Genomic DNA, 1,601 nt, shown 5'->3' with positions numbered 1-1,601 from the left:
GTCTGAAGGTCCTCTCCCTTGAGATCCTCAAGATCCTTGATATAGCCCTCAGCCTCCTGAATACCGTTCTCTCTGGCCTTCTTGAAGTAAGACAGTGCCTTGCCTCCGTCTCTCTTCGTTCTGAGCAGACCGTAATAATATATTCTTCCAAGATAGAATGCAACTCTCTTGTGTCCAAGACGCTCTGCATTCTCATACCAGTTAACTGCCTTCACATAATCCTTGAGCTGCTGGTCGTATACGATTCCAAGAAGGAATGCAAGCTCAGGATCCTTAGTCGCCTCAAACAACTGCTTTGCATAGCTTATAGTCTTCTCAACATCCCTGTACGGGCTGTCCTCATCGTAGTACAGCTCTATCAGAAGGTAACTTGCCTTTATGCTTCCAAGCTTAAGAGCCTGCTTTGCGGCTCTCATGGCACCCTCATAATCCTCAAGGTAGTAGCAGTATATAGCCTCGTTATAATACTGCATATCCTTTCTGTTGGCACTGTGGTCACTGGCCAGTGTAGGATCTACAAACGCAAATGAGTTGGCTGTCTCAAATATGATCTCCTCGTACTGCTCTATGATCTCCATAGTAGCACATACGAATCTCATACATGCCAGTCTACGTCCATGATAGAAGGCAAATGACACGATTCCCTTCTCCATGTCCTTGTGATAGTAAGTCGTACATATTCCATCTGCATACTCTGTGACATACGCCTTGAGCTGCAGCTCTTCGTCAAACGCATCGTTACAGTATCTCAGGTAGTTCTCAAGAGTCATCTTTGAATCCTTTGGCACACTATCATAATATACATACATTGCAAAATCCTTATATGTAAGACTTGGTGCGTAATACTCCTCGCCTGTCGACTCGTTGATCGTCTTCACCCAGCCCTTTGGAAGCTTGTGGATGAATCCCTCAACCTGATCATGTACATATGTGTACTGATACTGAAGTCTTGAAGCCTCGATAACCTTGTAACGCGGCTCCTTTCCCTTTGCCTTTCTGGCCTCTGCTATATCCGTGTACAGCTTGTCCTTCTCCTCGAACTCAAGGCTGTCACCATGGGTACTCATGTACTCAACTCTCTCGTATGAAGCCTTTGCCTTGGCATCACCGGTATCAGCAAGCTTCTTGTACCACATCATGGCCTTGTCCAGATCGATAGGCACGACATAATCACTCTTGTTGCCGTACTCATCCACTCTGTTAAGTCCGCTCTCGTATATTGAGCCGAGGCTCATATACGCTGCCTTTATACCGTAATCTGTGGCTGCAAGCTCATAATACTTGATTGCCTTTGAGAAGTTCTGAACCTCCAGAAGCATCTTGGCAAGCTTGAATATAACATCGCCGTCATGGTTCTGATTCACATACTTCTCGTAATACTTGGTAGATTTATTCAGATCCACATCCACAACTGCGTTGCGGTACTTTCCCTTCTCATAAAACTCTGCAAGTGCAAGAAGAGCATCATCCCCATATGACTTATACTGCGCATCCATTATTCCTATGTCTGCAACCTGTTCAAGTATGTTTACTGATTCCTCAGCATCTCCGTTGTCCATAAGGTTCATGGCCTTGTTGAACTGGAGCTCCACATTGTTGAC

The 1,601-nt window shown here is 45.3% G+C and carries 1 protein-coding gene; it reads right to left on the bottom strand.

What is annotated here, in order from left to right:
• Positions 1–1,601: tetratricopeptide repeat protein (locus tag ABUA34_RS14270; protein WP_502880278.1), on the bottom strand; the 1,601-nt coding region annotated here is incomplete at both ends.

It is taken from the genome of Coprococcus sp. RTP21428st1_C9_RTP21428_210409 (assembly GCF_040227395.1).
GTDB classification, from domain to species: domain Bacteria; phylum Bacillota; class Clostridia; order Lachnospirales; family Lachnospiraceae; genus Coprococcus; species Coprococcus aceti.
Note: the sequence above shows the minus strand (reverse complement) of the source record. Positions and strands in the feature narration are given on the sequence as shown.